The organism is Asanoa sp. NPDC049573, assembly GCF_040676615.1.
In the GTDB taxonomy this organism is placed as follows: domain Bacteria; phylum Actinomycetota; class Actinomycetes; order Mycobacteriales; family Micromonosporaceae; genus Asanoa.
Genome location: NZ_JBFAPI010000019.1, coordinates 108469 through 130351, shown reverse-complemented (window position 1 = coordinate 130351; position 21883 = coordinate 108469). Strand labels below are relative to the sequence as shown.

The 21883-nt window shown below is 71.1% G+C and carries 22 protein-coding genes and 2 tRNA genes; 11 read left to right on the top strand and 13 right to left on the bottom strand.

All coding sequences use genetic code 11. The features are described 5' to 3' along the window. The first annotated feature begins 85 nt into the window (after window positions 1-85). The gene (locus AB0J74_RS32165) at window positions 86-886 is read left to right on the top strand and encodes an MBL fold metallo-hydrolase (protein WP_363454688.1); all 801 of its coding nucleotides are present in this window, start codon (window positions 86-88) and stop codon (window positions 884-886) included. Between the two features lie 309 nt (window positions 887-1195). On the opposite strand, the gene AB0J74_RS32160 is transcribed toward AB0J74_RS32165, so the two are convergent. Beyond that, window positions 1196-1867, bottom strand: a complete 672-nt coding sequence (locus AB0J74_RS32160) for a hypothetical protein (RefSeq protein WP_363454678.1) — start codon at window positions 1865-1867, stop codon at window positions 1196-1198. 238 nt (window positions 1868-2105) lie between these two features. On the opposite strand from AB0J74_RS32160, the gene AB0J74_RS32155 reads away from it, so the two are divergent. After that, window positions 2106-2828 carry a hypothetical protein gene (locus tag AB0J74_RS32155; RefSeq protein ID WP_363454676.1) on the top strand — a complete coding sequence of 241 codons (723 nt, stop codon included), beginning with the start codon at window positions 2106-2108 and terminating at the stop codon, window positions 2826-2828. Between the two features lie 424 nt (window positions 2829-3252). Next, entirely contained in the window at window positions 3253-3663 is a 411-nt protein-coding gene (locus tag AB0J74_RS32150; RefSeq protein ID WP_363454674.1) for a VOC family protein, read from the top strand. Window positions 3664-4049: 386 nt separating this feature from the next. On the opposite strand, the gene AB0J74_RS32145 is transcribed toward AB0J74_RS32150, so the two are convergent. Further along, on the bottom strand, window positions 4050-5147 hold the full coding sequence (locus AB0J74_RS32145; RefSeq protein ID WP_363454672.1) for a zinc-binding dehydrogenase: 1098 nt from the start codon (window positions 5145-5147) through the stop codon (window positions 4050-4052). Window positions 5148-5153: 6 nt separating this feature from the next. On the opposite strand from AB0J74_RS32145, the gene AB0J74_RS32140 reads away from it, so the two are divergent. After that, the gene (locus AB0J74_RS32140; RefSeq protein WP_363454670.1) at window positions 5154-5519 is read left to right on the top strand and encodes a MarR family winged helix-turn-helix transcriptional regulator; all 366 of its coding nucleotides are present in this window, start codon (window positions 5154-5156) and stop codon (window positions 5517-5519) included. Between the two features lie 69 nt (window positions 5520-5588). On the opposite strand, the gene AB0J74_RS32135 is transcribed toward AB0J74_RS32140, so the two are convergent. The 8 genes from AB0J74_RS32135 to AB0J74_RS32100 all read right to left on the bottom strand — a co-directional run bounded on the left by AB0J74_RS32135 (window position 5589) and on the right by AB0J74_RS32100 (window position 10809). Then, a complete protein-coding gene (locus tag AB0J74_RS32135) occupies window positions 5589-6023 on the bottom strand; it encodes an ester cyclase (protein ID WP_363454668.1) in 435 nt (144 codons plus the stop codon). Between the two features lie 28 nt (window positions 6024-6051). Beyond that, window positions 6052-6495, bottom strand: a complete 444-nt coding sequence (locus AB0J74_RS32130) for a hypothetical protein (RefSeq protein WP_363454666.1) — start codon at window positions 6493-6495, stop codon at window positions 6052-6054. A gap of 690 nt (window positions 6496-7185) precedes the next feature. Continuing rightward, window positions 7186-7260, bottom strand: a tRNA-Leu gene (locus AB0J74_RS32125). Between the two features lie 54 nt (window positions 7261-7314). Further along, window positions 7315-7785, bottom strand: coding sequence for a thioredoxin-dependent thiol peroxidase (gene bcp, locus AB0J74_RS32120; RefSeq protein WP_363454664.1), 471 nt, complete (start codon window positions 7783-7785; stop codon window positions 7315-7317). Next, window positions 7782-8942, bottom strand: a complete 1161-nt coding sequence (locus AB0J74_RS32115; protein WP_363454662.1) for a hypothetical protein — start codon at window positions 8940-8942, stop codon at window positions 7782-7784. The genes bcp and AB0J74_RS32115 overlap by 4 nt, the downstream gene beginning before the upstream one ends. A gap of 1 nt (window position 8943) precedes the next feature. Continuing rightward, window positions 8944-9657 carry a thioredoxin domain-containing protein gene (locus tag AB0J74_RS32110; RefSeq protein WP_363454660.1) on the bottom strand — a complete coding sequence of 238 codons (714 nt, stop codon included), beginning with the start codon at window positions 9655-9657 and terminating at the stop codon, window positions 8944-8946. Beyond that, window positions 9654-10154 carry a MauE/DoxX family redox-associated membrane protein gene (locus tag AB0J74_RS32105; protein ID WP_363454658.1) on the bottom strand — a complete coding sequence of 167 codons (501 nt, stop codon included), beginning with the start codon at window positions 10152-10154 and terminating at the stop codon, window positions 9654-9656. Before AB0J74_RS32105 ends, AB0J74_RS32110 begins: the two co-directional genes overlap by 4 nt. Window positions 10155-10221: 67 nt before the next feature. Continuing rightward, window positions 10222-10809 (bottom strand): sigma-70 family RNA polymerase sigma factor, encoded by a 588-nt coding sequence (locus AB0J74_RS32100; RefSeq protein ID WP_363454656.1) that lies wholly within the window; start codon window positions 10807-10809, stop codon window positions 10222-10224. Between the two features lie 52 nt (window positions 10810-10861). Between AB0J74_RS32100 and AB0J74_RS32095 the strand changes: the two genes are divergently transcribed. From AB0J74_RS32095 to AB0J74_RS32080, 4 genes are all read left to right on the top strand, one after another. After that, the gene (locus AB0J74_RS32095; protein ID WP_363454654.1) at window positions 10862-11560 is read left to right on the top strand and encodes a zf-HC2 domain-containing protein; all 699 of its coding nucleotides are present in this window, start codon (window positions 10862-10864) and stop codon (window positions 11558-11560) included. After that, complete coding sequence (locus tag AB0J74_RS32090; protein ID WP_363454652.1) at window positions 11557-13203, top strand: copper resistance protein CopC; 1647 nt, start codon at window positions 11557-11559, stop codon at window positions 13201-13203. Before AB0J74_RS32095 ends, AB0J74_RS32090 begins: the two co-directional genes overlap by 4 nt. Window positions 13204-13217: 14 nt before the next feature. Further along, window positions 13218-13934 (top strand): YcnI family protein, encoded by a 717-nt coding sequence (locus AB0J74_RS32085; RefSeq protein WP_363454650.1) that lies wholly within the window; start codon window positions 13218-13220, stop codon window positions 13932-13934. A 151-nt stretch (window positions 13935-14085) separates the two neighbouring features. Continuing rightward, the gene (locus tag AB0J74_RS32080; RefSeq protein WP_363454648.1) at window positions 14086-16956 is read left to right on the top strand and encodes a hypothetical protein; all 2871 of its coding nucleotides are present in this window, start codon (window positions 14086-14088) and stop codon (window positions 16954-16956) included. A 130-nt stretch (window positions 16957-17086) separates the two neighbouring features. Here AB0J74_RS32080 and AB0J74_RS32075 read toward each other — a convergent pair whose 3' ends face one another. Further along, entirely contained in the window at window positions 17087-18316 is a 1230-nt protein-coding gene (locus tag AB0J74_RS32075; protein WP_363454686.1) for a glycosyltransferase 87 family protein, read from the bottom strand. A gap of 45 nt (window positions 18317-18361) precedes the next feature. On the opposite strand from AB0J74_RS32075, the gene orn reads away from it, so the two are divergent. The 3 genes from orn (at window position 18362) to AB0J74_RS32060 (ending at window position 20060) form a co-directional block, all read left to right on the top strand. After that, on the top strand, window positions 18362-18952 hold the full coding sequence (gene orn / locus AB0J74_RS32070) for an oligoribonuclease (protein WP_363454646.1): 591 nt from the start codon (window positions 18362-18364) through the stop codon (window positions 18950-18952). Window positions 18953-19039: 87 nt separating this feature from the next. Beyond that, window positions 19040-19115: transfer RNA gene (locus AB0J74_RS32065), tRNA-His, on the top strand. A 102-nt stretch (window positions 19116-19217) separates the two neighbouring features. Next, window positions 19218-20060 carry a hypothetical protein gene (locus AB0J74_RS32060; protein ID WP_363454644.1) on the top strand — a complete coding sequence of 281 codons (843 nt, stop codon included), beginning with the start codon at window positions 19218-19220 and terminating at the stop codon, window positions 20058-20060. Here the strand turns inward: AB0J74_RS32060 and AB0J74_RS32055 are convergent. Beyond that, window positions 20057-21352, bottom strand: coding sequence for a hypothetical protein (locus AB0J74_RS32055; protein ID WP_363454642.1), 1296 nt, complete (start codon window positions 21350-21352; stop codon window positions 20057-20059). The two genes, AB0J74_RS32060 and AB0J74_RS32055, sit on opposite strands and share 4 nt — an antisense overlap. Next, complete coding sequence (locus AB0J74_RS32050) at window positions 21349-21858, bottom strand: SigE family RNA polymerase sigma factor (RefSeq protein WP_363454640.1); 510 nt, start codon at window positions 21856-21858, stop codon at window positions 21349-21351. The genes AB0J74_RS32055 and AB0J74_RS32050 overlap by 4 nt, the downstream gene beginning before the upstream one ends. Window positions 21859-21883: the final 25 nt, after the last annotated feature.

Genomic DNA, 21883 nt, shown 5'->3' with positions numbered 1-21883 from the left:
GCCGGGCCCCCGGGGGGCCCCCCCCCCCCCCCCCCGGGGCCCCCCCGCCCCGAATGGACTCCGCCCGTCAGGGAAGGTGGGCGGGATGAACCCAAGCCTGGTCGCCAGCGTGACGTTCATCGGTAACGCGACGACACTGCTGCGGCTCGGCGAGTTCACACTGCTGACCGACCCGAACTTCGTGCCGGCGGGAAGCCGGGTCCACCTCGGCTACGGCGCCTTCACCCGCCGACTGATCGGCCCGGCGGGCATCGATTCGCTGCCGGCCGTGGACGCGGTGCTGTTGTCGCACCTGCACGGCGACCACTTCGACGGGGTCGCGCGGGACAGGTTGCCGCATGACCTCGCGATCATTACGACGCCGCAAGCCACCGCTCGGCTGCGGCGCTGGAACTTCACCGATGTCCAGGGCCTACCGACCTGGAGCACGAACACCCTGCACCGTGGTGAACAACTGCTGCGCATCACCGCTGTGCCCGGCCAACACGGCCCGGGTCTCGCCGACCGCCTCCTGCCCGACGTGATGGGCTCGGTCCTCGAACTCGAGGTCGGCGCCAGATCCCTACTTCGCCTCTACGTGACAGGTGACACGCTGATGCGCCCGCTCCTGTCGGAGATCCCGAAGAGATGCGGCGACGTCGATGCGATGATCATTCATCTCGGCGGGACGCGCCTGCTCGGTCTGCTCTTGACGATGGACGGGCGACAGGGTGCCGAACTCGTCAACCTGATCAGGCCGGCCCTGACCGTGCCGGTGCACTATGACGACTACAGCGTCTTCACGTCGCCCCTGAACGATTTCGTCGACCGCGCCCGCGACCTCGGCGTCACCGAGGTCCATCCCATCGCCCGCGGCGATACCCTTGCGCTTCCCGTCCGGTCGTAACGGTGGTTGCTGTCAGGGCTGGTGGGAGCGGGCGCGTCCGCCGTGGGTGCCTACCTCGACGGAGATCACGTACGAGGCGACAAATCTTCAGGCGGGTTAGGTAGCCCGGGTGCCGTCCCCATGCTGAGATCAGCGGCGCGAGGGTGAGGTCGAGCTCGCCGGCGTCGACGGCGGCCAGATGCGCGTCGATCTCGGCGTCGTCGGCCAGCCCCGCGGCGAGCGCATCCGCTGGTCAGCTATCACCGGAGACTGACCTGGTGATCGTGATCGCGTCTGCGCGATAGAAATGGCGGAACAGTGCGATCCGGCCTAGGTCTCGGTGAGTCTCGTGACCGACCATCCGAGGGCGGTCGCTTGATTGGTGGTGCTTGGGCTGGATTGCCCGGATCGGGCCATGGCCACGCCTTTGGCGTAGGACTCGTCGGCGTCCGCGATGCGGGAGAGGTATCGCTGCGCGTACGCCGCGATGAGGTCTGGGCGGTCTCTGCTGGCGAGCCACTCGACCACCGAGGTCGGGTCGTTGGTGTGGTCGCCGGCCCGTGAGCCCACGATGAGGCCGGGTTCGCTGGCCTCGGCGAACCAGGGAAGTATCGCTTCGCGGAACATGCTGACGAAGCGTTGGAGCCGTTGCTCGCGCTGGGCAGGGTCGGTCAGGTCGATGTCGCCGTCTGACACGTCGCCATAGAGACGGCCGTCCGAGCGGCCGGCGGCGTAGCCGAGCTGGTGACCGCAGACGGCGTCGCCTCCGCTGATCACGCGGTCCGGGTTGGCTTGTCGCCAGCGTGCCAGGGCGCGATCCCGAACGTTGAGGATCGTGCCGACTTCGACGCATTCGCCGGTGCGGTTGTATGGGCGGGGCTGGACGTGGACCTGGTGTTTGAGCCCGTCGACGTTTCGTTGCAGTCGAAGCTTGCTCGGCGTCCATCGAAATCCGTCCGATGCGAGGGCTTCACCGAGCCAGGCTCCGGCCGCGAGCACCACGTCCCGCGGCCGGGTGGCGTCTGTCAACATGTCCATCTCATTTCCGGGTCAGTCAACCAGACCATCGGGTGAGACGATCATGAACCCGAGCAGTCACCGGTCACTCGTCACGCGGTCCCGAGTTGGGACGTCCATCGACATGTGATCGTGACGTGTGTGCGTGGCTGCGGCTACCTAACGTCCCTCCGGCAGTTGTGGCGGAGGCAGAAGGGCGCGAACGTATATGAGGATTCGGTCGATGACGTGGACGCTGCCGATCACACTGGTGGCCGTTCTGGCCGCTGGGTGCGGCGACGGCGGCGCGGGTGGGTCGGCATCCGATGCCTCGGCTGGCCAGGTGGGCAGCGGTGTCGCTGGTCAGTCGCCGGAGCAGATCATCGAGCGGGCCAAGGCGGCGCTGGAGACGGCCAAGTCCTACCGCGTCGACGGAAGCCTCAGCGCCGACAGCTTCGCGATGGGGTTCCACGTGAACGTCAGCGGCAGCGACCTTGCTGGCCGGATCGCGATCCCGGGCCAGGGTTCGCTGGACCTGCTGGAGGTTGCTGGCCAGCAGTACATCCGTCCCGACGAGGAACTTTGGGCGGTGACGAGGGGTGCGGCTGCCGCCAAGAACATCGAGAAGGCCATCGGCACAGGGTGGGCACGGCTGTCGGCGGGCAAGAACGAATTTTCCGAGCTGTTCGGCGGCTTCGACGTCGATCAGATGTTGGTTGCCGAGGGCGCTCTGAGCATGGGAGAACCCCGGACGATCGCCGATGTCGAGTGTGTCAGCGTGGTCGACGGCGGCCAAGGTGGCGCCGCCTTGTTTGTCGCGAAGACCGGCGAACCGTACCCGATGCTGCTGCAAGGCGCCCCTGGCAACGCGACCCTTGTCCAGTTCAGCGACTTCGGTAAGACTTTCGACATCAAAGCTCCGGCTGATGCCGATGTCGTGGACTACGACAAGCTTCTGAACCGCTAGCCGCATCGTCGCGGTGGACGGCGACAGCTTCCAGTCTGTGTAAGGGTTCAACGATCGCGTTCCGGGGTCGAGGGTGGAACGGGTAGAAGCCTTGGCAAGGGCCATCTCGTCCGAGTTGTTCCGACGGTCCGAGGCGCGGTGCGGCGGGCCCGGCCAGCTGAGCTGGAGTCGATGGGCCTGCCGGATGAGGTCTGCCGAGTCGTGTCGGCGTTGGGCGCTCCGGTGAGCTGCGGCGATTACCTCGTCGCCGAGCCGTGGGGCTTCCTCGACGCCGGGCCCCGGCCGTCCGGGTCGCTGTCGCGGCTGCGCAGCCCGCGACAACACGATCGGCCTGATCGGTGTCGCCCTTCGCGCCAGGCTCTGCAGACGTCGTACGACGAGGTCATCCCAAACTCCTGCTTTAGGCACGTGGCAGGATCACCGAATGCTCCGACTCACGGATTTCATCATCGACTGCCCGGACACGATGATGCTGGCGGCCTTCTACTCCGAGGTGACGGGTCGACCGGTCAAAGAGGGCAGCGACGAGAACTGGGCCGGTATCCAGTTCGGCGAGATCGAGTTGGCCTTCAACGCGGTGGCGGAGTACCGCGCCCCGCAGTGGCCCGACAGCGAGCACCCCAAACAGTTCCACCTCGACTTCGAAGTCGACGACATCGAGGCCGAGCAGAGCCGCGTCCTCGCCCTCGGCGCGACCCTGCAGCAGGACTCCATCGGCCCCGACGGCTACGGTTGGCGCGTCTACACCGACCCCGTCGGTCACCCTTTCTGCCTCTGCCGCAACCACGGTGTCACGTGGACCGACCAGGGACCCATCTTTCCCAAGCGCCGCTAGATCGTCAGCGAGCGGTAGCAGCAAGCAGCCGTGGGACGAAGTGGTCATCCGTGTACGCGCTGCCGCGGCACCCATGGTGCTCGGCGGCCACGGCTTCGCCGCCGCAAGGCGCCGTGACGCCATAGGCCGGACCGCCGTGGCGGGCCGTGCTTGCCGCGGGACTGCGCTACGAAGGGTTCGAGACGTGGCGCCGGGGGCGCGCGCGGGGGCGAAATGGTGGTTCACGGGTGGTGATTGGTTGAGGACCTCGAACTCGGTCTCGGATGGCACGAACACGATGCGGCCTCGGTTCGGCGCGAACCGGAACGTGTGCGCCTAGCTGTCATCGCCGCGGTGCTGTCGCCTGGCGATCGGTACCGCACTTTGCGCGGTTGTCTGGCGACAGGTCAGGGACGGAGAACCACTTTGCCGAGGTTGGCGCGGGCCTCGATGATCTCGTGGGCTGATGCGGCGTTGGACAAGGGGATTTCGGCGTGTACGACGGCTCGTAGCTGCCCGGTCTGGTGGAGCTGCCACAGTCGCTCGTGATGGTGGTCGTAGAGCTCGCGTCGGGCGGTGGCGAACCGGGCCATGGTGAGGCCGGTGATGGTCTTGGAGCCCGCCAGCAGGTCGAATGCGGGCACTGTGCCACCACCGGAGTTGAAGAAGATCAGCCGTCCGCCGGCGCGGAGTGCGGCGATAGAGCGGGGGAGTAGCTCGCCGCCGACGCCGTCGAGTACGACGTCGACGGGATCGCCCCAGTTGTCGCTGCCGTAGACGACTACTTCGTCCGCGCCGAGGCGGCGCAGGAAGGTCGCTTTGTCGGGTGAGCTGACGGCCGCCACGACCCGCTTGACTCCCTGGATCTTTGCCAGTTGGACCGCGAGGTGACCCACGCCGCTGGCTGCCCCGGTGATCAGTACGGATTCGGTCGGGGTGACGTTGGCGGTCCAGAGTGCCGCCAGCGCGACGTGTCCGCTGCGGATCAGCGCGACAGCCTGCACGCAGCTCGCGTCGTCGGGGATGCGGCTTGCCGTGTGGATGGGAGCGAGGACCACATCGGCGTAGGAGCCGGTGAAGGGCAGCGATGTGACCCGATCCCCGACCGTGAAGCCGACCACCTGTGGGCCAACCGCGATGACCTGCCCGGCGATCTCCCCGCCGAGCACGCCCGGCAGCGGCGCCCGGTCGCCTTCGCCGCGGACTTTGCGCACCGACGGCAGTGTCACGCCGATGGCTTCGGTCTGCACCAGGAGCTCGCCGGGCCCCGGTTCGGGCGTCGGGGCCTGTTCGAGGCGGAGTACCTCCGGACCGCCATATTGATAGAAGCGGACTCGGCGCATGGCTACCTCCAGGTCGTTGGGAAGACCCAACGATAGCGGAAGCTGTTGGGTAGTCCCAATGGTTTCCGATAGCCTTACGGTATGGCCGACGGCCCGTACGCTCCTGCCCGCATCCGCGCTCTCCCGAGTTGGCTTCTCGGTCGCGCCGCGGCCCGCGGTCATCGACTGGTGGCAGAGGCGCTGGCTCGCGAAGGCATGCGCATGATGCACCATGCGGTGCTATCCGCCGTCGCCGAGCTCGGGCCGGTCTCTCAGGCGGATCTCGGCCGAGGCCTCCGTGTCGATCCCAAGGACATGGTCGCGATCATCAACGACCTGCACCAGGAGGGCTTGATCGCCCGCACGCCCGACCCCGCCGACCGACGCAAGAACGCCATATCCATCACGACCGCCGGGAGTCGACGCCTGCGCCGCACCGAGAAGCTGGGTGACGAAGCCAACGACGAACTGACCGCCGCGCTCACATCGAACGAGCGCGACCAACTCGTCGAGCTGCTGACCCGCATCGTCTCCCCGGCGGAACCGCCGTCATAACCCTTTCTGCCGCCGTCAGGTCGGTAAAACTTCACCCAGGCAGAGACGCGCCCCTGGGCCGGCTTGCCTTCATGCCGGTGCCACGCCGAGCTGCTTCAGCTGGGCGAAGACGTCGACGACTCCCCACGTCTCCGCGATCCGGCCGCCTTCGAAGCGGAAGATGAAGATCTCGTTGTACGCGATCGTTCTGCCTGTTGGAGCGACGCCCATGTATTCGCCCTGATGGGTTCCGGTGACCGAGTTTCTCCCGGCGACCTTGTCTCCTTCCGCGACCAGATCCTCGACCGTGACTGCGAGGTCGGGGAAGACCTGGTGCAACATTCTGAACACCTCTTTGAGTGCTTCGGCGCCGCTGGATTTCACCGGGAGCGGTGTTCTGATCCGGACATCCGGCTTGACGATCTCATCGAAGGTTCGGGAGATGAGCTCCGGATCGTGGGTGTTGGTGACGTTCTGAAAGCGCTTGAACGTCTCCTTGTTGGTTGCTTCTTCTTCCGTCGACATGGGATTCCTCTCGCGTTGAGCGGCGCGCTCAGGCCACGCTGGCGTTCGGGTGCTCGTGGGTGAAGAACCGTTCGAGCACGGGGGCGAGCGCTGCCGGGTCGAGCATGTGGCTCTGGCCTTTGATGGAGGCCCGCTCGGCGCCCGGAACGGCAGCGACGATGGCGTCGGCGGCACGGTCGAAGACGTCAGCGGGCAGTCGGCTCATGTGCGGATCGATGACGGTGCCGGTGGTGACGAGGGTGGGTACGGCGATCTTCGCGAGCCGGTCGGTCGGTGGTCGGCCGTCACCCAGGCAGGCGGCGCCGGATGGCAGGACGTGAGCGACGGCTTCCAGCTGGGGCCATATGGGTGAGTGCTTTGCCGCGTCGATGTCGTCTTCGGGCGTGCCCGCGTGCGCATGAAGTGGGCGAACGCGTCGCCGCGGCGGCCCGCGGCCAGTAGCGCGTCCAGTGTTGCCCGGTACGCCAGCCACGCTCGCTCGTCTGCGAGTGGTCTGGTCTCGGTGCGGCCGGTCATCCCGCCGATCACGATCACCGCGGGGCCGCTGCCCAGCCGATCGTAGGCAATCGGAGTTCCGTCCCTCGATATCACCGTGTCCGTCATGACTCGAGCTTTCGACATGGCCCAGGGGAAGGGCATGCCTTTTAGAAATAACTAAAAGGTGGCACATGATCGAATGGAGCTCCGGACGACGTCGCGCGGATCCGGTTCGGCTTCTCTCCGCTGGCGGAGTTGGTACACAGCCTGATCGTGCTCCGTGCGCCGGGATGGGCCAGTGCCACCCGGCCGCTGCTGGCCGGCGTGACCGTCACGACCACACGGCCGCGCTGCGCGGCGACGGGCTGGTCCTGGCCCGAGCGCCATGTGCTGGCCGACCGTACGAACCGAGCAGCAGACAGCCAGGCCACGTTCTGGGGTGGGCCCGACGGCGCCCGAACCCGCGGCCGAGAGATCGTGAGTCCTCTGCTTTGACGTCCGTGCAAGGCCGAAGGCCGGCGGCCGAGATCCGTCCCAACGGCCACGTCGGGTCGGACCCCGCGCCCATACCGCGAACCGCGCCCACCACACCGTGGGGTCTCCGGGGGTCGCCCCCGGAATCGGAATGACGAATGGCTGCCTGGATCATGTCCGCGTCGGCGGACAGGATCCAGGCAGCCATTCGTGGGGTCGGCGGGACTCGAACCCGCACTGAAACGGACCTAAACCGTTTGCCTCCTGCCAATTGGGCTACGACCCCGGGCGCGCGGGAGCGCGCGGCCTTCGACATTCTGGCGTACGAGCAGCTGGCCGGCTAGTCGAGGCCCAGGTCGCGGCGGAGCTTGGCGACGTGGCCGGTGGCCTTGACGTTGTACATGGCGCGTTCGATGCGGCCCTTCTCGTCGATCACGAAGGTCGAGCGGATCACGCCGGTGATGGTGCGGCCGTAGGACTGCTTCTCGCCCCAGGCGCCGTACGCCGTCAGCACCTTCTTGTCCTCGTCGGACACCAGCGGGAAGGTGAGGGCGTCGTGTTCGCGGAACTTGGCGAGTTTCGCCGGCTTGTCGGGGGAGATGCCGACCACCTGGTAGCCGGCCGCCTGCAGCGAGGCCAGCGAGTCGCGGAAGTCGCAGGCCTGCTTGGTGCAACCGGGAGTCATCGCCGCCGGGTAGGCGTAGAGGACGACCTTCTGACCGCGCAGGTCGGCCAGGGTGAGCGTGTCGCCGGTGTCGGTGGGCAGGGAGAAGTTCGGTGCCTCGTCGCCGGGGCCCAGGCGTTCGGTCATGCGCCCGACTCTACCGCCGGGCTCCCGGTCGGCTCGTCATCCACGGGGCGGCGGGCACCCGGCAGCGGCGGTCGCCCGGCCGTCGCGCGCATGCGCAGTGCGGCCGCGCCGGTGACGCCGGCGCCGGCGGCGATCGCCACCGCGACCAGCAACCGGCCCAGCGTGGGCGACCAGGCGAACGGGACGATCCCGGTGCCGAACGCGGACGCGTTGCTGACCCCCGCGAAGATCGCCACGCAGACGCCGGCCAGGGCCAGCGCGAAGTCGGCGGCCGGGCGGCGGAACAGCGCGTGCAGCGCTGCCGCGATCGCGGCCAGGCCGGTCAGCACCGGCCAGATCTGACCTGCGAACAGGCCGCTGACCAGGGCGCCGAAGCCGTCGTTGCCGGCGTCGACCTCGCGGCCCACCGCGTAGACCACGGCGGCCACGCCGGCCACGACAGCCACGAAAGCCAGCACCGGCAGCACCCAGCGAGCGGGTAGGCCCGCGCCACCACGCGACGAGACCGAGAGCGATCTCAAAAGGCCGCCCAACCGCCCGACCAGACCCAGGAACGCCACCCCCAGACCGGCCACCACGATCCAGACCCACCACACCGCGGCGGCCGGCGGCGGCACCCAGTCGAGCGTCCCGCGGACCTCCATCGAGGAAACCCCGTCGACCCGCAGCGGCACGACCCAGTCCCGGATCCGCTGCTCCCGCGTCGGCGAAGCGGCCACCGAGGGCGGCGGCGTCGACAGCATCCAGTGCGACCGGTGGTCATGCCACCGCACCACCGGCACCGTCGACGCCCGCCGCCACTGCGGTGGCAGGGTCGGGTCGGCGGCGGGCGGCAACGTCGCCGATCCGCTCAGCGTCGCGTTGAGGTAGACCGCCGGCGAGTGGACGTTCTCGAACACCCCGTCCGGCCGTACCTCCAGGTAGGGCTCGTTGTCGTAGCCGAGCACCTCGACCGTGTTACCCGTGTGGTTGGTCAGTTCCAACCGCGCACCCGCCTCGACCGCGCGGACCCGCAGCCCCTCGGCCGGCGGGGTCACCGCGGTGACCGAGGTGCGGTAGTCGGTGCCGTCCGGCGCGTCCGCGCCGTGTGCCCAGGCCGGCGTGGCCAGCACCAGCACCGCCAGAGCGGCACCGGCGCCGGCCAGAAGCAGCCGCATATTAGGCCGCGTTCACGGCCGCGACGATCGCGTCCGGCGTCGGGTTGGCGATCACCTGGCCGTTGACGGCGACCGTCGGCGTGCCGGTGACACCGGCCTTGCTGGCCGCGTCGGTCACCGAGGCGACCCAGGGCTTGTACTTACCCGAGTTGACACACTGCCCGAAGCTGTTCTCGTTGAGGCCCACGCTCGCGCCGATCGAGATCAACTGGCTGTTCGACAGGCCGGCGCTGCCCTCGGCGGGCTGCTGGGCGTAGAGCGCGTCGTGGAACTCCTTGAACTTCCCGCCGTCGGCGGCGCACCCCCCGGCCGCGGCCGACCGGGTCGAATATTGAGTGGTCGACGCCGGGTCGAGGAAGGCCACCGTGTTGTAGGTGACCTTGGCCTTGCCGTCGCTGACCAGCTCGTTGATCGCCGAGCCGCTGGTGTTCTCGAAGTCCTTGCAGTGCGGGCAGATGAAGTCTTCGTAGAGCTGGATCTGCACCGGGCCGTTGCCGACGGTGGGCCCCGTGGTGGTGGTCGCCGTGGCCGGTGCGACCAGCGGGCCGGCATCGGAGCGCTGGCTCTGCCAGACCCCCCAACCGATCAGGCCGGCGATCACCAGGACGGCGACCGCGGCGATCGAGGTCCACATGGTGCGCTTGCGGCGGCGTTCCGCGGCGAGCTGCTTCTGGACCAGCTTGGCTGCGCTCTTGCTATCGCGGCGCTTGCTCATGTCGTGCTCTCCAGCCACCTGTCGACGGACACCCTGGTGCGCGGCCAGATCACCAGGAATGCGGCGAGGACCAGGAAACCTATGTCGCGCGCGATCTCGGGCGCGTAACTGGGACTCTGGCCCGCGGCGAGCTGGCCCCCGGAGCCGAAACAGCCGCAGTCGATGGACAGCCCGCGGGCCCACGCCGACGAGATGCCGGCGATGAACACCAGCAGCAGCGCCGACGACAGGGCGGCCACCACCCGGGTCGCGAGGCCGACCAGCAGCAGCAGGCCGAGGGTGATCTCGACGAACGGCAGGGCGGCGCCGATGACCTGGGCCACCTCGAAGGGCATCACCTGGTACGCGTTGACCGCGCGCCCCGAGCCGGCCAGGTCACCCACTTTGGCGGCGCCGGCGAACAGCCAGACGGCCGCGAGGCCGAGCCGCACCACGGTGCCCAGCCACGGCCGCACGCCCGGCCAGGACACGCCGTTGGTCAACGTCGTCACGCTCATATAGTCGCCCCGTATCGTGCAAAGGTTCCAAAGCTCAGCTTTTTCCCAGGTTTCTCGCCGTGCGGGCTCAGCCGGCTCCCGCCTCGTCGAGCACCGCGACGAGCTCCGCCCGGGCGCGCGCGACCCGTGACCGGATCGTGCCGACCGGGACACCCTCCACCAGCGCGGCCTCGGTGTAGGAGAGGCCGATGAGCTGGGTGAGGACAAAGGCGCTGCGCCGGTCGGGGGGAAGCCGGCGGAGCAGTTCGTTGCTGTCGAAGCGATGGGCCGGGTCCGGCTCGGCGGCCGACATCACGGTTCGCTCCGCCTCGGGGTGCGCCTCCAGGCGCGAGCGGAGCCGCCGGCGGCGTACGACGGAACGCAGGTGGTCCGCACAGGCGCGCCGGGTGATGCCCAGGAGCCAGGTGCGCGCGCTGGAACGTCCCTCGAACGAGGGGAGCGCGCGGAATGCCCGCAGGTAGGTCTCTTGCGCCACGTCGTCGGCGGCGTCCGGATCGACCAGCGCCGCGGCCAGGCGCCAGACCTCGGCCTGGGTCGCGCGTACGAACGCGGCCTGCGCCACGGGGTCTCCGGCACGTGCCAGAAGGGCCCAGCGGGTCGCGGCGTCGACCTCTGCGGCCTCGGCCGCGAGGGGCGCACGCTGGGCGGGGATCACGGCAACCCAATGTACGCGCCTCGCCCGGTTTACCGGCCGCGCCGCGTCCGCCGTGTCGAGCACCACCCGGACCTGGGAGATTGCCGGGAACCAATCGCTGCCCGCCGACGACTACCTGACCATGATGTGCGAGCACGTCCGGGTCGCGCTGTCGGCGCGACTCGATGGGGAGGATCCGCCGACCCCCGCGGCGGAGATCGACGCGCATACCGCCACCTGTGTCGACTGTCAGGCCTGGCTGGCCCGCGCGCAGCGCCTCGACCAGGTCGTCCGGGCCACGCCCGCGCCGGTCCCGGCGCCCGACCTCACCGTGCGGGTGCTCGCCGCGGTCGGTGCCGAGCAGCGCCGCCGCGACGGTGAGCCGGAGGGCCGCCGCCAGGTGCTGCGGATCGCCGTCGGTGTGCTCGCGGTCGCCCAACTGATCTCCGCCGCCCAGGTGCTGATCGGCCCCGACGGCGCGCTCGGCGCACACGCCACCCGCGAGATGGCCTGCTTCGACATAGCGCTCGCGGTCGGGTTCGCCCTCGCCGCGCTGCGTCCCGAGCGGGCCCGGGCGCTCGTACCCGTCGCGTTCGTGCTTGCCCTCTGCCTCGCCGTGACCAGCGCCGTCGACGTGGTCGGCGCGCAGACGGCCGCCATCCACGAGATCGGCCACCTCGCCGCCGTCGCGCAGGCGGCCGCACTGTGGGCGCTCGGCCGCGGCCAGCGCAACGCCCCGCTGGCTCCCGCGACCGCGGCAGGTCGCGGGTGAGCCGGATCGTCTCGCGCTTCGTCGTCGTCGCGGCGCTGGTCGCCGGCTGGGCGGCCGTCTTCCTGGCACCCGCCGCCCCGGCCAGCGCGCACGCGGTGCTCGAGGGCACCAGCCCCGCCGCCAACTCGGTCGTGCCGACCCCGCCGCCGCAGGTCGTGCTGACCTTCAGCGAGGGCGTCCGGCAGGTGCCCGACAAGATCCACGTGATCGCGCCGGACGGCTCGCGCGCCGACACGGGTGAGGCGACCTTCGACGGCGCCAACGTCACCATCGCGCTCAAGTCCGGCGGTGCCAACGGCACCTACCTGGTCAACTACCGGGTGATCTCGGCCGACAGCCACCCGATCGCCGGCGCCTTCACCTACTCGGTCGGCGCGCCGTCGGCGGCGCCGACCGACTCCAACACACCGGTGGTCGCGGAGAGCACGTTCCTCAAGATCGGCTACCCGGTCGTCAAATATCTCGGGTACGCCGGCCTGGTGCTGCTGATCGGTCCGGCGCTGGTGCTCGCGCTGCTCTGGCCGCACCGGCTGGCCCGCCGCGACCCGAGCCGGCTGGCCTGGGCCGGCCTGGGCCTGGTCGCGGTCTCGACCGTCGGCGAACTGTTCCTGCAGGCGCCCTACTCGACGGGCGGCGGCTACTTCGAGGGCGCCGCGCTGCGCGACGTGCTCGGCAGCACGTTCGGCACGGCGCACCTGGTGCGGCTCGGCGTGTTGGCCGCCGCGGCCTTCCTGCTGCGGCCGTTGCTGGCCGGCCGCAGCGGCGTCGCCGACCGGGCCCTGCTGGCGATCCTGGGCGTCGTCGGGCTGGCGACCTGGCCGCTCTCCGGCCACCCCGGCGCCTCGGAGGTGCCGTCGGTCTCGGTCGTGGTCGACATCGCGCACCTGGCCGGCATGTCGATCTGGCTCGGCGGCCTGGTCATGCTGGGCGCCTTCCTGCTCCGCCAGGCCAACCCGCGCGAGCTGGGCGCGATCCTGCCGGTCTGGTCGAGCTGGGCGACGCTCGCGGTCACGGTGCTCTTCCTCGCCGGCGTCGTGCAGGCGCTGATCGAGGTGGCGACGATCAACGCCTTGTTCACCACGTCGTACGGGCAGCTGATCATCGCCAAGGTCGTGCTGTTCGGGGCCGTCATCGGGGTCGCGGCGTTCTCCCGCAACCTGGTGCGCAAGCGGACCGCGCCCGACAACCCCCGCCCGATCCGCCGGCTCGTGCTCTCGGAACTCGGTGTCACCGCGGTCGTGCTCGCGCTGTCGGCGACGCTGGTGCAGACCACGCCGGCCCGCACGGCCGAGGCCAACGCGGCGGTCGCGGAGCAGCCGGGCTACTACTCCGAGATGATCACCACCAGCAACCTGCTCAACCTGCAGGTCGAGGTCGATCCGGCCAAGGTCGGCAACAACGACATCCACTTGTACGCGTACACCAAGGACAACCAGCCCCAGGTGGTCGTCGAGTGGAAGGGCACCGCGTCGCTGCCGTCGGCCGGCATCGAGGCCCTCGACGTTCCGCTGCTCGGGCTCGCGCCGACGCACTCCACCGGTGCGGTCCAGTTGCCCCGGGCCGGGCAGTGGCAACTGAAGTTCGTCGTGCGGATATCCGATATCGACCAGGCCACGGTGACCGCCACCGTGCCCGTTTCTTAGGAGGGCTTCCCCCAATGATCCGTAACCGGCTGGCCAAGGCCGCCGCTCTCAGCGGCGCCGCGGTCGTGGTCGCGCTCGGCATCGCCGGGCCCGCGTTCGCGCACGTCACCGTCAACCCGAACTCGGCCACCCAGGGCGGGTACGGGCGGGTGGCGTTCCGGGTGCCCACCGAGAGCGACACCGCGTCGACCACCAAACTCGAGGTCAACCTGCCCGAGGACGCGCCGGTCGCGTCGGTGTCGACGATGCCGGTTCCGGGTTGGACGGTCGCGGTCGAGAACCGAAAGCTGTCGACGCCGCTGAACGTGCACGGCAGCGAGGTCACCGAGGTCGTCGCGAAGATCACCTGGACCGCGACCGCCGGTGCCGAGATCAAGCCGGGTCAGTTCCAGGAGTTCCCGGTCTCGATGGGCCCGCTGCCCGACAAGGACCAGATGATCTTCAAGACGCTGCAGACCTACTCCGACGGTGAGATCGTCCGGTGGATCGACGAGCCGGTCGAGGGTGGCGACGAGCCGGAGAACCCGGCGCCGGTGCTGAAGCTGGCCAAGGCCGCTGACGCGGCGGCGCCGACCGCCGGCCCGACGGTGGCCGCCGCCGCGGTCGACTCCGACTCCTCCTCGTCTTCGTCCGGTGCCTCGGTCGGCCTGGGGATCGCCGGTCTGGTCGCCGGTGTGCTCGGGCTGGTGCTCGGCGGGCTGGCGTTCATGCGTACCCGCAAGGCTTCTTAGCCGTTTTTTCTCTCCGGTCCCGCCGGTCGAGGGCAGTGCCCCTCGACCGGCGGGTTTTTCTTTGTCTGCGTGCCACGCCATCTGCGTCGTGTGTTCGGATCGTCACGTTGGGTACAGTTTGTCCGGTAACGCGATCAAGGGGGAGACGCTGATGCGGGTCGTACGCACGGTCGCCGGTCTGGTGTTGCTGACAATCGGACTGCCGGTGCTACTGGTCGGCGGTGCACTGTGGACACTCATGCAGCACCGCGACGCCGGTGGCGCGTTCAGCGGCTCGCTGGAACCCGTCTCCACCTCCGGCCGGGCGATCGTGGTGCCCGACGTCGACGCGCTGCTGCGCGAGAATGCCCCGTTCGTGCGGGCCGGCGACACCGCCATGCGGTTGACGGTCCGCGAGGGGAGCGGCCCGGTCTTCCTCGGCCTGGCACCCGCCGCGGCGGTGCGCGACTACCTGGCCGGCGCGGACTACACGCGGGTCGACGCGCTCACCGTGGGCCGCGGCGCCCTGCCGGTGCGGCTGACCCCGGTCGGCGCGACCGGCGCGCCCGGCCCGGCCGCGTCCGACGCGGCCCCCGGCACCCAGTCGTTCTGGACCCGCCAGGGCAGCGGCACGATCGACTTCACGGCGGGTGAGCTCGACGGCCGCGAGATGAGCCTGGTCGTGATGCGCGTCGACGCGGCACCCGGCCTGACCGTCGACCTGCGGGCATCCTCCCGCTCGGGTTGGCTCCCGCCGACCGCCTGGAGCCTGCTGGTGCTCGGCGTGCTGCTGCTGAGCTCGGCGATAGCCGCGCTGGTCTGGCCGGTCCGCACCCGCGAGGTGGTCTTCGTGGTCGACCCGAGCCAGGTGCCCCAGGTATCGGCCCGGCTCGCGGCGGCAACCACCGGCGAGGCGACCCCGGCCGGCCCCCCGCCGGTCTGGCCGGCCCTGCCCGCCGGCGAGGTGCCCCCACCGGTCCCGGTGCTCCCGGGCGCCGAGCGGCCGGCCGACGGCTCCTGGCCCGACTGGCCTTCCGACAACACCACGCCCGGCCGCCCGGCGACGCTGGCCGACGCCCTGGCCGGCGCCGGTGTGGCGGTGCCGGCTCCGTCCGGGCCGGCGTGGCCGCCGGCCCAACCCGGCCCGTCGGCCGCCTGGCCGCCGGCGTCCGAAGGTGCGAGCACCTGGTCCCGCGCCGAGGCGGCCCGGCTGGCCGGACTGCCCGGGGTGAGCGCCGTCGCGGCGCAGCTTTCCGTCGAGGCCGTGCCGACGTCGGGCGCGCCCTCCGGGTCGGCCACGGCGCTGCCGATCCCCACCACCCGCCCGGCCGACGCCACGCCCCGGCCACGGACGGAGACGGAGGGCGACTCGGACACCCGCACGCCGGCGCAGCGATCCGCAGGCTCCGACGGCGAGGGCGGCGTGCCGGCCAAGGTCGCACACCTGCGGTCGGTGCCGAGCGAGGACGCCGCGCCACCGGCGAAACGGACCGCTCGCACGGCGGCGAAGAAGCGCCCGGTCGTGTTCGTCGACACGGCGACCGAGCCGACCGGGGAGAGCCCGGACCGGCCGATCGTTCCGACCCGGTCCCGCGCGGCCCGGGGGACCAGGACGGCGCCCAAGCGCACACCCCAGCCACGCGAGGCGACCTCGCCGACCGAACCGATGGAGGCGACAACCGACAGCGCGGGGAGCGGAGTGGTCGAGGCTGTAGAAGGTGGGGCGGCCGGGATGGCGCCGGACGCTGCGGCTGCTCAGGCCGGCGCGAGCGGGTCCGTGGGCGCGGTGGCGGATTCGGCGTTGGCCGCGTCGGTGGCGTCCGCGATGGACGCGAATGGGTCCGTGGGCGCGGTGGCGGATTCGGCGTTGGCCGCGTCGGCGGCGTCCGCGATGGACGCGAACGGGTCCGCGGGCAAGCTGACCGAGTCGGCGCCCGGCAGGCACGCGTTGGAGATTGACACGCGGCCCGCGACGGAGGCCGGCCCGGCCCGAACGGCGGCGAAAGCCGCGACGACCAGGAGGGCCAGCGGGCCGGCGCGCAAGTCGCTGCTGGACGAACCGGCCGAGGAGGCCACGGCAGCGACGGACGCGGTCGGCATGCCGAGCGGGTCGGCCGAGACCGCGCCCACGACGGCCGCGAACGCGACGACGGCGACAACCGGTCAGCTGGAGCCGGATGCATCCGCGCCGGCAACCACGGCGAAGGGGTCGCGCCGCGGTGCGGCGACCAAGGCGGCCAGGATCGGGTCGGTCGAAGCCGCGGCGGCCACGGCCGCCAGGAGTGAGTCGGTCGAAACTGCAGTGGTCAAGGCCGTTACCGCCGGGTCGGTCGAAGGCGCGGCGGCCACGGCCGCCAGGAGCGAGCCGGTCGATTCCGCGGTGGCCGCGGCCGGCAGGATCGGGTCGGTCGAAGGCGCGGCAGCCGCGGCCGCCAGGGGCGAGTCGGTCGAAACTGCGGTGGTCGAGGCCGGCAGGATCGGGTCGGTCGAAGGCGCGGCGGCCACGGCCGTCAGGAGCGAGCCGGTCGATTCCGCGGTGGCCGAGGCGACCACGACCGGCACCGAGGTCATCGAGTCGACCGGGTCCGACCGGGACGACACCACCGCCGCGCATGGGCCGGCCGCGGCGGGTGCGCCGGTTGGCACCGGTGCCGAGGTGAGCACGAGCGGGGCCGAGGAGGGCGTCAAGGGGCCGGCCCGGCGCGCCACCCGTGCGAAGAAGGCCACCGATCCGGCGGCGCCGAAGGCGACCCGCGCACCGAGGCGCAAGGCCGGCCCGACCGAAGAGCCGAGCGCGGAGACGGCCGACAAGCCGGCGGAGACGGCTACCCCATTAACGGCCACCACGAAGCCGCCGCGGCGGCGGAAGACGGCCGCCGGGCTGCCGGCGCCGGAGACCACCGAGGCGGGCCCGGCGCACACCGCGGTCGCCGCGCTGGGAGCCAAGCGGCCGACCACCCGGCGCCCTGCGACCAAGGCGACCACCAAGCGCCAGGCCCCCGCCAGCGACAACCGGGCCACACCGACCGACCAGGCGAGCTGACCCGGGGCGGGAAGAACAGAACGGCCCTTCGCGCTGCCGACGCGAAGGGCCGTTCTCACCGGGGGAACGGTGCAACCGGAGAAGTAGATCCGTTAGTTAATGCTAGTTTAACCCTTCCAGTGGCTACTGGCTAGTTCTGTCCCTTTCTGGGCGGATCTACGGGTTGGCGGAGCCCCACCCGCCGCGCGGGGAGGAGCGCGACCAGGGCCAGGGCGGCCAGGACGTAGAGGTTGCGCAGCAGGAAATCACCGACCGTGCGGGTCGGGTCGGGCGCCACGCCCCAGTCGATGAACGTGTTCACCCCGTAGAGGGCGACGGCCAGCGTCCCGCCGGCCAGGGCCAGGTCGCGCCGCCGCCCGGAGTCGACCAGGACGACCAGGGCGGGCAGGAACCAGAACACGTGGTGCGGCCAGGTGATCGGGCTGACCAGGGCGCCCACCAGACCCGTCAGCGTCACGCCGGAGAGGTCGTCGCCGGCCCGGAAGGCCCGCGCCGCCCGCAACATGCCGACCGCGGTCACCACCACGACCAGCAGCAGCCACCAGGCCTTCGGCGGCTCGTCGGGTGCGACCAGGCGGGCCAACAGGCCCTGCAGAGACTGGTTGCCCGTGTAATCGGTGCGACCGACCCGCTCGGTCGAGAACAGCGAGTCGGTCCAGAACTGCCACGAGTCACGCGGCGCCACCGCCGCCGCCAGCAAAGTGGCCCCGACCGCGGTAAGAGCCGACACCGCCGCCTCCCGCCAGCGGCGGGTGACCAGGAAATACAGGATGAAGATGCCGGGGAAGAGCTTGATCGCCGTGGCCAGGCCGACGCCGGCGCCGGCCCAGAACCACTTCCTCGGCGAACCGAAGCAGAAGTCGGCCAGGATCAGCAGGACCAGGACCATGTTGATCTGGCCGAAGAAGTAGGTCTCGCGGGTCGGCTCGACCGCGAGCGCGACGGGGAACAGCAGGCCGGCGAGCAGCCAGCGGGGCAGGCCCCGGCGGTCGGCGACCGGCGCGGTCAACCACCACGACGCGACCGCCACGGCCGCCACCGTGAACACGCAGAAGAACCCGATCGTGACGCCGACCGGCACCGCGGCGAACGGGCGCAGCAGCAGCGCCGCGAAGGGCGGATAGGTGAAATACAGCTCACCCTGCACCCGGTCGGGCTGCGCGTAGTCGTAGAGCGGGTGCCCGTCGGCCCACCAGCGCAGCGCGCTGACGTAGATGCGCAGGTCGAAGAAGTCCCGGCGGGCCGCGTACAGCCAGATGAAGGCCACCGACGCGGCGGTGAGCGCGGTCACCAGGGCGACCCGGCGCGCGGTGCCGGGTTTGATCTTCAGAGGTGGGGCTACTGCCTGCACGCCCGGCAGCCTAGTGGAGGCCGCGGACCCGGACCTGCGCGTAGGCTGTCGATCGTGGCTGATCTTCTGGTCTGGATCGACTGTGAGATGACCGGTCTCGACCTCGGCAAGGACGCGCTGATCGAGGTCGCGGCACTGGTGACCGACCCCAATCTGCAGGTCCTCGGCGATGGGGTCGACCTGGTCATCCACGCCTCCGACGCGCAGCTCGACGGCATGCCCGAGGTGGTCCGCGACATGCATGCCAAATCGGGACTGACCGAGGAGGTACGCCGTTCGGCGGTCACCCTGGAGGAGGCCGAGGACCAGGTCCTGTCCTACATCTCGACGTACGTCAAGGACCCGCGCACGGCACCGCTGTGTGGCAACTCGATCGCCACCGACCGGGGTTTCCTCGCCCGCGACATGCCGCGCCTCGACGCGCACCTGCACTACCGCATGATCGACGTCTCCTCGATCAAGGAGCTATGCCGGCGCTGGTACCCCCGGGTCTACTTCGGTCAGCCGGCCAAGGGCCTGGCCCACCGGGCGCTCGCCGACATCCGGGAGAGCATCCGCGAGCTCGAGTACTACCGCCGGACGATCTTCGTCCCGCTGCCCGGCCCCGACGTCGAAAGCGCGAAGGCGATCGCCGCGGAGTTGTAAGCGACAACCCTGTCGACGTCACCGGGCGGGCTATGGCTATCATTGGTCGGCGCCTCGCCCGGCGGAATGCCGGCGAGAGTCGACGTGGTGGTCGTAGCTCAGCTGGTAGAGCACCGGGTTGTGGTCCCGGGGGTCGCGGGTTCGAGTCCCGTCGATCACCCCACCTCGACGGCTCGGCCGGGTCAACCCGGCCGAGCCGTTTTCGTGATCCACCGGTGATCGCCGCGGGGCGGCGACGATCGACGAGGTGTCATACGGTGCGGCGGTGACCCAGCCGACCCCTCCGCCGGGGCCGCCCGCGCCGCCCGGCTACGGCCAGCCGTTCGGCTACGGCCAGCCGATACCGCCACCCATCCCGCCCCGGCCCAGCAGGCCGATCTGGCCCTGGCTGGTCGGCGGCGCCGTGGTGTTCGCGTTCGTCGTGGCCCTCGGCGGCACTGGCCTCGTGCTCGCACTCCACGAGGCCGGCCAGCGGGCGGTGCCCGCGGCACCGCAGCCGGCCCTGCCCTGGGCGCCGCCCGAGCGGGCGCCGGCGACACCGTCGGCCGAGCCCGAGCCACCCCGGGTGGTCGCACCGACCGTCACCATCAGCGGCCGCGGCGACAAGACGACGAAGGTGGCGCTCGAACCCGACGCTGGCTACGTCGCGACGATCACCCACGACGGTGACTCCAACTTCATGGTCGAGGCCCTTGACCACTCGGGCCAGCCGATCGGCCTGGTGGTCAACGCGATCGGCGCCTACGCCGGCGACCGCACGGTCGGCCTGATGGAGCGCGAAGCGCCGGCCGCTTTCCGGGTCCGCGCCGACGGCGCCTGGAAGATCGTGCTCCGCGACCTGACCAAGGCGCCGACGTTCACCGGCAAGGCGTCCGGCCGCGAGCCGGCCGTGTTCCTCGTGCCCGACGCCGAGCGGCTCGGCACCCAGATCACCGCCACGCACACGGGCCGCGCCAACTTCGTCGTCCGCGGCTACGGCGACGACGACCGGATAGGCCTGTTCGTCAACGAGATCGGCCGCTACCGGGGCACCGCCGACCTGCCGCCCGACCTGAAGGTCATCGAGGTCGAGGCCCAGGGCGGCTGGACCCTCCAGGCGGTGCGCTAATAGGGGCGGGCGCCACCGCGGGTCAGCACGAACTCGGCGCCCGGGGGCATGGTGAGCACGGTGCGCCGGGCACCGGTCACCGGGTCGAGCACCTCGAGCGCTTTGCTGAGCCACGGCTCGGCGCCGTCGTTGACACCGAGCAGGATGCCGTCCGGCAACGCGGTGATCAGCTTGCGGAACGGGTCGGAGAGCGTGGTCACCGGCGGCAGTCGCCACCGGCGCAGCGCGCCGCCGGTCGCCGGATCGATCTCGAACACGTCGGCCGGCAACGACTGGGCGGAGTCGAGCGTGGTGAGCGCCTGGAACAGCAGGCGGTCAGGCATCCAGGTCACGGCGAGGCGTTCGGGGCTCCAGTAGCTCTGCTCGCCGAACCCGATGCGCGCGCTCAGGATCGCGACCGACCGGCTCTTGTGCGTCACCGGCTCGACGAAACCGACCGCGTACCCCAGATCGTCCGGCACCCCGGGCAGCTTCCCGGGCGTGGCCACCGGTTCCGTGGTCGAGGCGGCCTCGGGCAGCCCGGTGGTCGACACGTCCGGTTGCGCCGTGGTCGACAACGGTGCCGGCGGCCCGGCACTCGTCGAGGGGAACTCGTGGCGGGGCGTCAGCAGCAGTTCGCCGCTCGGCGACAGGCCGCGCGGCCCCCACCATTCTGGGTCCGGGATCGGCAGGGTCTGGTTGGTGCCGTCGGCCGGGTCGAGGACCGCCGCGACCGGCGTGGGCAGCCCACCCGGCATCCGCGGCGCCAGCACGGCCCGCGTGCCGTCGGCCGACCAGCCCGCGACGTCGCTGTCGGCCGCCCGCCGGGTCCGGGTGTCGAGCAGGCAGCGGAAGACGAGTTCGCCGCCGGCACCGTAGGCCAACCAGCGGCCGTCGGGCGAGAGCCCGCGCACGTCGCCGGGCACCGAGTAGCTCGTGCCGTCGCTGGTGAGCAGCGCCTCCTTCCCGCCGCGCCGGTAGACCAGCGCACCCTCGCCGACACCCCGATCGGCCGGCAGGGCGGGTAGCACCGGGAGGTCACCCATGCCGGGCAGGCCGAAGGTCTGCGGCAACCAGCCGAGGCGCCCCGGCGTCGCGGTGCCGGTCGCGTCGATCTCGGTGACCGCCGGCGCCAGCGCGGGGCTCCTGGTCAGCACGGCCGCCGCCGACGTCGCGACCACGATGGCCGCGGCGGCCGCGGCCGCCCGAGTCAGTTGACGCCGTCGCCGGGTGCGGCGCAGCACGACCTCGGTCACGTCGTAGTGCTTGGCCGAGGCGGCCGTCTCGGCGAAGTGTTCGCGCAGCCCGGTCATCGGCCGGCCTCCTCAATGGTCAGTTCGACGAGGTGGGGTGCGACGACCCGCAACCGTTCCAGCGCGTACGCCGTCTGGCTCTTCACCGTGCCGACGGTGACGCCGAGGATGTCGGCGGCCTCCGCCACCGACCGGTCTTCGTAGAAGCGCAGCACCAGCACGGCCCGCTGCCGCGGGGTGAGTTGGGCGAGCGCGGCGTCGATGGCCATCCGGCGCGGTATGCCGTCGATCGGGTCGTCCGGTGCGGCCCGGTCCGGCACGTCGGCGACCGGCCACTCGCCCCGCCGCCGCCACTGCGAAACGGCGGCGTGATACATCGCGCGGCGCACGTAGGCCTCGGGCTGCTCGTAGCGGCGGACCCGGTGCCAGACCCGGGCGGTCTTCAGCAGCGCGGTCTGCACCAGGTCTTCGGCTCCCGCGTGGCTGCCGGCGAGCACGTAGGCCAGCCGCGACCACGCGCCGGTATGCGCCTGCACGAACTCACGGAAGCCGTCGAAGCCATTCACGCCGGTAACACGCGCAGGGTAGCGA

Bases quoted from the DNA above. Each gene is read 5' to 3' on its own strand.
- AB0J74_RS32165 (WP_363454688.1), top strand. From the start codon at position 86: ATGAACCCAAGCCTGGTCGCCAGCGTGACGTTCATCGGTAACGCGACG.
- AB0J74_RS32155 (WP_363454676.1), top strand. From the start codon at position 2,106: ATGACGTGGACGCTGCCGATCACACTGGTGGCCGTTCTGGCCGCTGGG.
- AB0J74_RS32150 (WP_363454674.1), top strand. From the start codon at position 3,253: ATGCTCCGACTCACGGATTTCATCATCGACTGCCCGGACACGATGATG.
- AB0J74_RS32145 (WP_363454672.1), bottom strand. From the start codon at position 5,147: ATGACCGCGGGCCGCGGCGCGACCGAGAAGCCAACTCGGGAGAGCGCG.
- AB0J74_RS32135 (WP_363454668.1), bottom strand. From the start codon at position 6,023: ATGTCGACGGAAGAAGAAGCAACCAACAAGGAGACGTTCAAGCGCTTT.
- bcp (WP_363454664.1), bottom strand. From the start codon at position 7,785: ATGACCGAACGCCTGGGCCCCGGCGACGAGGCACCGAACTTCTCCCTG.
- AB0J74_RS32115 (WP_363454662.1), bottom strand. From the start codon at position 8,942: ATGCGGCTGCTTCTGGCCGGCGCCGGTGCCGCTCTGGCGGTGCTGGTG.
- AB0J74_RS32110 (WP_363454660.1), bottom strand. From the start codon at position 9,657: ATGAGCAAGCGCCGCGATAGCAAGAGCGCAGCCAAGCTGGTCCAGAAG.
- AB0J74_RS32105 (WP_363454658.1), bottom strand. From the start codon at position 10,154: ATGAGCGTGACGACGTTGACCAACGGCGTGTCCTGGCCGGGCGTGCGG.
- AB0J74_RS32085 (WP_363454650.1), top strand. From the start codon at position 13,218: ATGATCCGTAACCGGCTGGCCAAGGCCGCCGCTCTCAGCGGCGCCGCG.
- AB0J74_RS32080 (WP_363454648.1), top strand. From the start codon at position 14,086: ATGCGGGTCGTACGCACGGTCGCCGGTCTGGTGTTGCTGACAATCGGA.
- AB0J74_RS32055 (WP_363454642.1), bottom strand. From the start codon at position 21,352: ATGACCGGGCTGCGCGAACACTTCGCCGAGACGGCCGCCTCGGCCAAG.